The sequence below is a fragment of the Mesorhizobium sp. M1328 genome (genome assembly GCF_040318075.1).
GTDB lineage: Bacteria > Pseudomonadota > Alphaproteobacteria > Rhizobiales > Rhizobiaceae > Mesorhizobium.
The window spans coordinates 1-9444 of record NZ_JAMYLO010000053.1 but is presented as its reverse complement, the minus strand read 5'-3'; the positions used below and the strand labels follow the sequence as shown (position 1 = coordinate 9444).

The window sequence follows — 9444 nt, the reverse complement described above, 5'->3', positions numbered from 1 at the left end:
CGATGATCTGCTCTTCCGTAAACCGCTTTCTCTTCATCAGTCCGTCCTTCAATCGAGGCCGGACTCTAATCTCAGATGGAGGAAATTACCCGTGGCAGGTCAAGCTTCACCAAACCTGCTTTCTCGGCGAGCTTCAACACCTGCACGAACAGCGAGGCCAGCGCCGGCAAGTGCCGCTTGCGGAAGTCCGAGATCGCGCGGAAGTCCGGCGGGTCGCCCGCCACGATCATCATGAAATCCGCACGCTCCAAGGCAGCCTTGGCGATCCGGCGTGAGGAGTAGAGGCCGCTCGCGTAGCCCTGCAAAAGCAGCGCCGTCATCATGCGCGGATCGAACGGCGGCTGACCAAGCACGCTCGTGTAACTGCCGCTAATCGCGGATAGATCAAGCTCCTCCCTCACCAGCGACACGATCAGCCGAGAGAGGTGGTTCTTGGGCACGTAGTCCTTCACGCTCGGCGGCAGAAGCTGTGCCTCATCGATCTTCCAGGGGCGAAATTCCTTGCTCATAGTCCGCAAGGAATCAGACTCGTCCCAACTTGACCAGTGACTACTCGGACAGGCTCCTAGCGTTGAGCGCCCCGATATTCGTCGACAATGCTGCTTAGTGAGATACTGGTTCCGGTGAGCCTTCCCAGGAAATAGGCCCCATTGCTGCCGTCGATCTTGTGATCCTCTCCGATCATGCCGTCCATGAGCGCGGCCAGCGCGAAGGGAAGACTCAAGACGTCACCAAGCCGCCGGCTCCGGGTAAGGCCACGTAGGAAATATTTCGCCGCCCAGTAGAGTGACAAGCCGGGTCCACCGAGCGCTCCGCGACTGATCGTTTCGAAATTCCGGAACAGCCAGCGATGTCCGACCTCAGTGAAGCGCGTAAAATCATAAGCGCCCTCATGCACTTGCTGCATGAATGGTGTCTCGGCGTAGACGAGACCGCCGGGCCGGAGCACGCGGGATATCTCTGAAACGACCTGTTCCGGGTTAATCACATGCTCGAGGACCGCCTGAATGCAGACGCCGTCCACCGAGCCACTGGCAAGCGGAATTTGATGGGCGTCCGCGATGAAATGCGTGTGTGCGGACGGGTAGATGTCGAATGCAATCTGTCGGACGGCCTCGGTTTCATAAAGTCCGTCGGTCCCCGCGCCCTTGGTTGCGGCGCCGATCATGAGCACGAGGGGGCACTCAACGCCGTGCGAGAGAATGTGATCGCGAAAGCTGACAACGTTTTGCGCGCTGAGATTCGCAGTTCCGAAGAGCCATCCCTTGGTGATCCTCAGCCAGTTCGGTCGCCTCTTTATGGGTGAGATGCCACTTGCCGTCAGCACATCGGCACGCACGAGACTGCAAGAGAAATCGATCAGTGCGGGCTGACCACGCACAACCGGATAATCGGCCGTTCGCGCATCAGAGAGCTCGGATTTCGTCTCCGTTATGGTCCTGCCGTTGCGGTACAGAATAATCGGTACGGAAGGATTCCCGGGCTGCCGCATGAGATGCTCGAACTCTCGCCATTCCGCCAGCATCTTTAGGAGCCCTCAGCAAAGTCTTTTGCGCAAGGCGCGGTAGAACAATAGCTTGGCTGCGCGGCGCACCTGCGGATCCATGCCCCTCGGCAGGGCGCAAAGGAAAATGTAAACGTACACCCGCCAGGACAATGGATCGTGCCGCATCGCGCGAATGAGTAAGCGCGCTCCGCGTTTCTTTTCGCCTTGAGCCACGCAATCATTGCCGGCTTTCGCGTACAAACGCGCGTTGCGCCGGCGAGCGAGGTGCGCAAGCTCCGGCCGTCGCATGACCCATTCTCGCGTGAGGCGTTCGGCGACCGACAGAAGCGCGTCGAGTCTGCGGGTTGTGTTCGAGCCATGGCGCCGTTTATAGACGAGGGCTCCGGCCACATGTTGAAATGTCCAACGCTCGGCTACGCGCATACAAAACTCTGTATCCTCTCCAACCCTGAATGCCTCGTTGAATAACCCGATATCTTCGACAATCTCCCGCCGCATAACGATACTGGAAGGAACAATCGGCCCATCAAGCAGAAAATATGTCGGCAGCGTATCGCATTGGTCCGCGCGATAGCGGCGAACGGTGACGTGTAGAGCATCGGAAAGATCCGGAGCGGAAAAATCGACAAAATCACCATAGACAAGACCTGCCTTGCAGCCATTGCCAAAGGCGGTCAATTGACGCTCAAGCTTGTCCTCAGCCCAGAGGTCATCGCCGTCGAGAATTGCAATAAAATCACCGGTAGCATGCCTGAGGGCAAGGTTCCTCGCCGATGAAGGCCCAATACCCGCCGCCGTCAGGACATGTATGCGCGGCTCCCGATCGGCCAGCGACGCAATCACTTCCGTCGAGCCGTCCGTCGAGCCATCATTGACAATGATGATCTCTTTGATGCGGTTCGATGCGGTCTGATTGATCACGCTTTCCACTGCCTGCACAATGAAGCGTTCTTCATTGTGGCATGTCATGATAGCCGAAACACTCATCTTGTGCTTCCTGGCAAGGGGCGCCCAAGAAATCGAGGATGCCTCATGCTTGTCGGGTGACTCCTCCGCGCCCTGTTCAATGATAGGCAAAGCCCGTGCCGCGTCAATTCCGGCAGGAGCGAGACAAGGATCAGCGTGACGAAAGCTCGTGTGCCTGAGGCTTCTGTTCCAACGTAGAAGGCGCAGGGAACAAGGAACATGAGGGGCAGAAGCCGTGCCTGGGCCGCTCCGATCAATCCGTGAAAAAGTGCCCAGCTTAGAGCACGGCTTAACCGAAACCATGCGGCGACCCATATCAGAACGTAGAGGCTGAGCCCAATGATGCCGTTCTCGGTGAGGATGCGTTGAAACTCGCCATGGATTCCCAGCCGCAGCTCGGCAGGAAGATCGCGGAACTCAGTATCGATAATATTTTTGAATTGGTTCGTCCCCACGCCCATTATTGGATGTTCGGAGATGAGCCGTCTGGACAGAGTCCAGGAAAACGAGCGCTGGACATTGCTCGGCGTGTCTCCAGGGGCATATTTCCCCGTTGCGGCCAGGTGTTCGTACTGCCCCATGCTCAGCGGATCGAGCATGGACTGCAATTGCTTCTCGACATAGGGGTTGTCCACCATGGTCGACACCGCAAGAAGAGCCACGAAGCCGGCGACGATCGCCGGTACCATCGCAGTGAGCCTTCCGCGCGTCAGAAGTGCAGCGGTCAGAAAGAGATAGATCAAAAACGCCTTGCGTTCCCCAGATAGCACGAGCAGGGGAAGTAGCCCTGCCCATACAAACCAAAGGGTGCGCCCCTTGGCCCGGTTGGCGAAGAGGAGGAGCCCCGCGAGCGCAATTGGAAGGAAGGTGAACACGAGCCTTGGATCGAACAGATGCTTCCAACCGACCGGGTAGCCATGATCCACATGCCAGGCGATCGTATAGGCGAGGATCAACACCATGCCGAAAAGCAAGATGTTCACGGTCTTGTACGTCTCAAGCCGTCTGGTCTCCTGTGCGAGCGCGAACGCAAAGGCGCCCACGGCTGACATCTGCAACAGCTCGCGCAGGCCATTCTCTATGCCCACGCTGAAGGCCGAGACCATGTGCCAGCCCAAGAAGGGCAGGAGCAGTAGAAAACCGGCTGGAAAAGCCAAGCTTTGCCAACGCCCCGTGGCCAGGCCGTTGATGAGCGCCAGCAATGTGATCAGCTCGAACGGACGCAGCAATACAAGACCCGTCTCGAGCCTGATTGGCAGGAAGAGGCTTAGTATCGCGAATGTGAGGAGATAACGCATCACAGCCCCTCGCGGCGCGATATTCTTTTAACACGTTCTCTTTCCGGGAAACAGAACCTTGTTGGATGTGTCAATGCCGGCAGGCGGAGAAAGACTCCGCCATGCCGCACGCGTGTCTCACCAGTAAGCGGAACCCGCGATGCCGTATTGGAGGGGAAGCTTGGCATCATGTTCCTACCGGATTAGGAAACCTCCCGCTTCTAGTTTGCGGCCAGGACTGCTAATCAAACACCTAGCCGACGGTCTCGCTTTCCGGGGTCCAGGCTTCTGGCTGGTCGAGCACAGAGACCGCGCGAACATGGCAGCGAATCTTATGCCCGACATCCCGCGAGCTGAGCTCATAGCTTGTGCCGGTTTCGCCCACGATCGGAACGCCGTCACGATACCATAGACACTCAATTTGCGACGCAATAACGTTCGCTACGACGGTCAGCGCCTGGCCCGGTGAAGCCTGGCCCGAGAAGGCCGGCAACGCGCTGAACCCCGTCGGGACCCTAGCCAGATCCGTTTCCGTCTGCCGGACCCTTATATAGTCAATCACCATGTCATACGTCTGCGACAGGTCCGGTTGAGCGCGGCCCTTTTTTTCATCGTAAGCGAAATCCACTATGATGTATTTTTTCGCTGTGAGTTCCGGCGTCGTCGGAACGCGCGCCACTTCATAGCCATCGATCACGAAATAACTATAATCATCCTCGATCTGTGCGTACCAAGTATGAAATTCGCCATCGTATACGTCGATCGTCGCTGGAAAGCCATTTGATGGATCGACTTGATAGCCGGCGATTTTCCGGTGCATGCCACGTGGCGCGAGATTTGGACCTGCATAATCGAGTCTGGGTTTGTGGACGTGCTGGCTTATGTTGATATAGGCCCCATTGAGACCGTCATATTCCCAAAAGTCAGTCTCAAGGCGATTACGCGTCCGCCAGATTAGATGCTCCCTGCCATACGCCCAAAAGGCAGGAAAAAATCCGGGGCGGGGCGCTGCGATCTTCGGTAGTTTGGCGCGGATCTCGAAGATCCCCTTTCCCCAACACCGACCCTGGCCATTGTTGTTCACGGAAGAGAACGCACCTGTTCTCCAACGGCGCTTGTACAAGAGCCGGAGCGCCAGCGTGTGGCTGGCGGCGTCGTGCACATAGGAGGACGGCGACGCCGAGACCCGCTGGGCATTGGCGTCAACACCGACGCCCGCGAGATGGGTCGGCGCATACCAGATGCTGCCTTGAGCGCCCTTGTAATCATCGACAATCGTTCCGGAATCGAAGTCGTCAAGAAAGACCGTTGAATAACCGCGGATCGGGGGCGCCGCCTCACCACGATGAGCGTATCGCTCATTGCCAATGGCTGCCCAGGACGCCCACGAGGCTGAATCGAACTCATAACGTGCCGGTTTGTCGTTCGCATCCACGGCTGAAGGAGGGCTCTGGCGATAGGGGTGATCGTCGGGCAGGGCGGATTGCCGGCCGACGCGCCACATCCCCCATCCGATCAGCTTGTCGATCTGCGAGTCATTTAGTTCACCTTGTCCAATGATGACACAGTCGATCGCGACTTCGGCCCTCATCGGATTGTTCACATCGCCCATGAAGCTCTGCGATTTCATCCGGTTGGGTGCCAAAGCATAAATCGTCTGGCCGGCCGTCTTGACCCCATTCACCACGGCCTGCATCACGAATCCGCGGCGGTACCCGACCATGACATTCCAGTCGCCAAAATCCTTCGAGCATTGCCCTTCCTCGCTCTTGAGCTTGCCGTCATGGAGCCGCGAAACGAATGTGCCTGCCGAGGGCTTGAAACAGACCTGCGGCTGGCGATGCAGCGGGCCACCCTCCGCTCCATTGACGCAAAGAACGGAAACGTTATTCGCATCGGCGTTGACTGCCGAATTGCACCGGGCGATCACGAACCACCAGCGGTGAAGGTACGGGGCATCGTTATCGACGGGCCAAGTCAACGCCTGTTTCGTGTCCTTTTTGAAGAGGACGCCGCCGTTATTCGGAAGCTTTGTCGGGCGCAGGGTGGGCTCGGCTTGCACCGCAGCCACCGGCTTCACACCGCCGGATTGCCACGAGGAGACTTCGCCTTCGGCCAGGTCCTCCTGAAACCAAGATTTCACGATCATTTCCGGGAACAGACCAGGATGCCAGGAGTGAGCTTTCGGTTGCGAGCCTTGCGCTGGACCGGCGGCGCGAGCATCCCGTCCTGGGCGACCGGATGCCGTCAGCACAAGGGCGGCGCATGCGGCCCGTGCCAGATCCCGGCGAGAAATGCGGTGGGTCATTATCGTGTGCCTTACCTATCTCACGTCGCGCCAATATCCGCTGGTTTCGAGCTAAGGCTGCACCAGGACGCCCGTTACCGATTATTGCGCTTCTCCTCGCAAAACAATTCGCCGCTTTAGTTTGGCTTTTCAATGACGCCCTGCGGCGCGCCGAAGGGCAACAGAATCCTTCGAAACGGAGTGGTCTGCGAGCATCGAGGTACTTATGGAACGAGCCGTTATCGTCATTCGTTCGGTCGAGGGGGCTCGAACATACGGTCAACATGATCGCTGCCTCTCTCTCGACGTAAGATGGCCGCAGACAAGTTCTGGCAATTCTGCTACAAGGGGCCCAGCTTGCTCCGAAGATCTATCCGCGCGCCGGAACCCACTTGGTTCCGGTCGTCTCCCGCGAGTTCAATGTGATGGACTCCGCCCGTCCTAGTACCTCCTTCGGAAATCGGATTTCCCATGCGTTTTCGTGTGGTACGCTCCTGACGATGGTCGATAACCAAAAACACGCGCGCTACAGGTACAGTGACACGAGCCTTTACGACGCGAGGGTTAGGAAATACTATCGCCCAATACACTCAGACAGTTCAAATAGCGCACCGAACCGCAATCCCTGGACCCCAGAATGGATCGAGCCATTGTCATAAATTCCTTCGGCCGCGGCGGGTCGAACATTCTGGCGAATATGATCGGCTCTTCGCCCGGCGTCCTCATGACCTTCGATGAGTTTTGGCAGTTCTACTACAACGGCGGCTGGAATCTTCCTCCAAAGGTCTATCGGCGTCTGGGAGTCCAAGCGGGCAAGCTTGCCTCCAGGTCAGTGTTCTACGCGAAGCGATTTCAGAAGCGTCTGGAAAGAAGCATCCAAGCGTCGATCGCCGCTGACTACCAGCTGCGGAAGGAAAGGGGGCTCGATCTCGCGCTCGCGCGCCACGTCCTCTTCAAGGTGACTGAGTACGACATCTTCCTGAACTCTGAAATCGAGAAGCAGTTCGAAGAGACGATCTTCGTCGGGCTGGTGAGGAACGGGTACGGCCTTTGCGATTCATGGAAGCGCCGAGGGGTGCCGGCCATGATGGCGGGTCGAGTCTACAGCCACATTGCCGGCAAGATGCTTGAGGAACAGGCTGCCAGAGACAACTACTTGCTTGTCAGGTTCGAGGATATGGTTGCCCATCCTCTCCGCTTTCTGGATCGCCTGTACGGGCGCCTGGCGCTGCCGCGGCCCCGTGAGGACGCCTATATTCACAAGCCAAAGGGCTATGGGCCCGGTCAGGAGGCCGCCGCGTCTGCAAGTCGCACCATGCGCATAGTGGACAAAAGCTACTGGGCGTCACTCCTGGCCGAGAACATAAACGCTGCTGCGATCGAGCGACTGACGAGCGAGGACCTGAAGGACTTCAACAGGTACGGCTCCGGCGTCATGGAGACCCTGTACGAGGTCCGGTGGAGCAGCCCGGGCCCCTGAATTCGCACAGAATGGAGCAAACGACGAGGTGAACGGTGATAACGATGCGGGCCTGTGGCGACAGACCCTCGCACACTGTAACTAGCGGATGGGGCATGCTCGCCGATGCGTCCGAATGAAGCCAAGCACGTTCAGACGATCTTGGCTTCGCTTCCGAGCGAAGCAATGAATCCCTGCCTGAATATCGGCTCCTCGACCGCCCACTTCCGGACGGTGGAACAGCCCCACGTCGACTTGGTTGGAGATGTGCTGGATCTGGCTTTGCAAGAGCAACGGAGGGCGCTCCCTCTACCCGCGCTACTCCACCTACTACCACGAGGCAAGGTGCCACAAGCGTGGCTCCGTCTCGGGCGGATGATGAGACTAGAACAGCATGAACATCGCGGTTATCATCCCGGCCCGGAACAGACAGGCCGTTATTCTGCGCGCGCTCCAGAGCGCGCTTTCGCAAGGCCTGCCCGAAGGCGCTTGGACTCCCAGCCAGTTTCACCGTATGCTATTGATCCGTGGAGTGTTAGTAGATGCATTCAAGATCCGATACGCTCTATACACGTCTAAAAGGCGCGCGGTATTTTGAGCAGCGGAGCAGTTACCGAACAGATACCGTCCAGAAGTCTAGAGCAAGGCTTTTCGAGGGTTTCAGCAGCCACGCGGACGTCGTTCTGGATTTCGGCTGTGGCACAGGCGGTATCCTCTCGTGCTTGCCAGCGGTGAAGCGAATTGGCGTAGAGATCAACGAGACCGCTGTTAAGGAAGCGTCTGCGCGTTTGGACCTTGTTGTTGGCTCACTTGCGGATATCCCGTCCGGCACGATAGACAAAATCATTAGCTATCACGCTCTCGAGCATGTTGACAGCCCGTCGACGGTGCTCCTGGAAATGTTGCGCGTCCTAAAGCCCTCTGGCGAAATGAAGGTATTCGTACCGTGCGAGATGCCGATCATTGCCCCGCAGCATCGCTCATGGTCAAACAATCCCCACATGCATCTGCATTCTTGGACACCGCTCACCTTGGGCAATCTGCTTACGGTGCTTGGCTTTGAGGTGATTGCGGCCCGCATGCTTCCGGGTTCTGAAGGTGGAAGGCTCGGTGTGCTCTTTCCGAAGGACTCGGCCCTTCGTAAAGCTGCGGCTTTCTTAAAGGCATGTAGGACTGGAAGGTTTCATACGGCTGTCACCGCGCGCGCTCCTGCTGATTTACGGCATGACAAGTAGCACCACCGTGAGGTCTCAACGAATTAACTTTCAAGTGTGAGACGCTGAATTGGCGGCATATGCTGGTATCGGAGCGGGCCACCGAAGAACTTGCTCAAGATCAAGGACGTAGTCGAGAGCGAATTCGTATTGCTCGGGGTTGCTGTCAGGATCCAAGACCGGCCAACACCGAGCTCGCCCGCCTTGCACGAAAGAGCCTGCCGTTCCGGGCCGTCGCTGTAAAAGATCGAGGTTTGCCGAAATTCCGCGGTCTTGGAGCCTTCGGATGGCCTCAATCAGGCGGTCAAAATTCTTTCGCGCTGTAAGGCGTCCGGCAGCGGCAAGCTGCAGGGGTGTACACGCCGGCAACTTCCGCGTAGTCGTCCGTCTCGCAGATTGCATCACCGCAAGGCCCCCGATCATCGTACGGCAGGAGTGTAAACGCCTTCATCTCGGGGTCCTGCCGCATTGCCGGGTCGACAAATTCAAGCCAAAGCCCGAAGCCATGCCCGCACCTGGTCGAGCATGGATCGAATTGTGAGGAAAAGTCGACCATACCCTGGCATCTGCGACTGACCTGCCACGGGTAATTTCCTCCATCTGAGATTAGAGTCCGGCCTCGATTGAAGGAGGACTGATGAAGAGAAAGCGGTTTACGGAAGAGCAGATCATCGCGGTTCTGCGTGAGCACGAAGCGGGGGCGAAGGCGGGCGACCTGGCGCGCAAGCATGGGA

At 57.8% G+C, this 9444-nt stretch carries 8 protein-coding genes; 3 read left to right on the top strand and 5 right to left on the bottom strand.

Annotated features, from left to right (window positions below):
- Positions 1-71: 71 nt before the first annotated feature.
- The 5 genes from NKH23_RS33885 to NKH23_RS33865 all read right to left on the bottom strand — a co-directional run bounded on the left by NKH23_RS33885 (position 72) and on the right by NKH23_RS33865 (position 6058).
- On the bottom strand, positions 72-509 hold the full coding sequence (locus NKH23_RS33885) for a transposase (protein ID WP_352722125.1): 438 nt from the start codon (positions 507-509) through the stop codon (positions 72-74).
- 56 nt (positions 510-565) lie between these two features.
- Positions 566-1525: a class I SAM-dependent methyltransferase gene (locus NKH23_RS33880; protein ID WP_352722124.1), complete on the bottom strand. Its 960-nt coding sequence runs from the start codon at positions 1523-1525 to the stop codon at positions 566-568.
- Between the two features lie 12 nt (positions 1526-1537).
- Positions 1538-2494: a glycosyltransferase family 2 protein gene (locus NKH23_RS33875; protein WP_352722123.1), complete on the bottom strand. Its 957-nt coding sequence runs from the start codon at positions 2492-2494 to the stop codon at positions 1538-1540.
- Complete coding sequence (locus NKH23_RS33870; RefSeq protein ID WP_352722121.1) at positions 2491-3771, bottom strand: O-antigen ligase family protein; 1281 nt, start codon at positions 3769-3771, stop codon at positions 2491-2493. Before NKH23_RS33870 ends, NKH23_RS33875 begins: the two co-directional genes overlap by 4 nt.
- 232 nt (positions 3772-4003) lie before the next feature.
- The gene (locus tag NKH23_RS33865) at positions 4004-6058 is read right to left on the bottom strand and encodes a hypothetical protein (RefSeq protein ID WP_352917439.1); all 2055 of its coding nucleotides are present in this window, start codon (positions 6056-6058) and stop codon (positions 4004-4006) included.
- Positions 6059-6674: 616 nt separating this feature from the next.
- On the opposite strand from NKH23_RS33865, the gene NKH23_RS33860 reads away from it, so the two are divergent.
- The 3 genes from NKH23_RS33860 to NKH23_RS33850 form a co-directional block, all read left to right on the top strand.
- A complete protein-coding gene (locus NKH23_RS33860; protein ID WP_352722118.1) occupies positions 6675-7517 on the top strand; it encodes a hypothetical protein in 843 nt (280 codons plus the stop codon).
- Between the two features lie 521 nt (positions 7518-8038).
- A complete protein-coding gene (locus tag NKH23_RS33855) occupies positions 8039-8731 on the top strand; it encodes a class I SAM-dependent methyltransferase (protein WP_352722116.1) in 693 nt (230 codons plus the stop codon).
- 616 nt (positions 8732-9347) lie between these two features.
- Positions 9348-9444, top strand: a 97-nt coding sequence (locus NKH23_RS33850; protein ID WP_352917442.1) for a transposase, incomplete at its 3' end; no start/stop codon positions are given.

Bases quoted from the DNA above. Each gene is read 5' to 3' on its own strand.
- NKH23_RS33885 (WP_352722125.1), bottom strand. From the start codon at position 509: ATGAGCAAGGAATTTCGCCCCTGGAAGATCGATGAGGCACAGCTTCTG.
- NKH23_RS33880 (WP_352722124.1), bottom strand. From the start codon at position 1,525: ATGCTGGCGGAATGGCGAGAGTTCGAGCATCTCATGCGGCAGCCCGGG.
- NKH23_RS33875 (WP_352722123.1), bottom strand. From the start codon at position 2,494: ATGAGTGTTTCGGCTATCATGACATGCCACAATGAAGAACGCTTCATT.
- NKH23_RS33870 (WP_352722121.1), bottom strand. From the start codon at position 3,771: ATGCGTTATCTCCTCACATTCGCGATACTAAGCCTCTTCCTGCCAATC.
- NKH23_RS33865 (WP_352917439.1), bottom strand. From the start codon at position 6,058: ATGACCCACCGCATTTCTCGCCGGGATCTGGCACGGGCCGCATGCGCC.
- NKH23_RS33860 (WP_352722118.1), top strand. From the start codon at position 6,675: ATGGATCGAGCCATTGTCATAAATTCCTTCGGCCGCGGCGGGTCGAAC.
- NKH23_RS33855 (WP_352722116.1), top strand. From the start codon at position 8,039: ATGCATTCAAGATCCGATACGCTCTATACACGTCTAAAAGGCGCGCGG.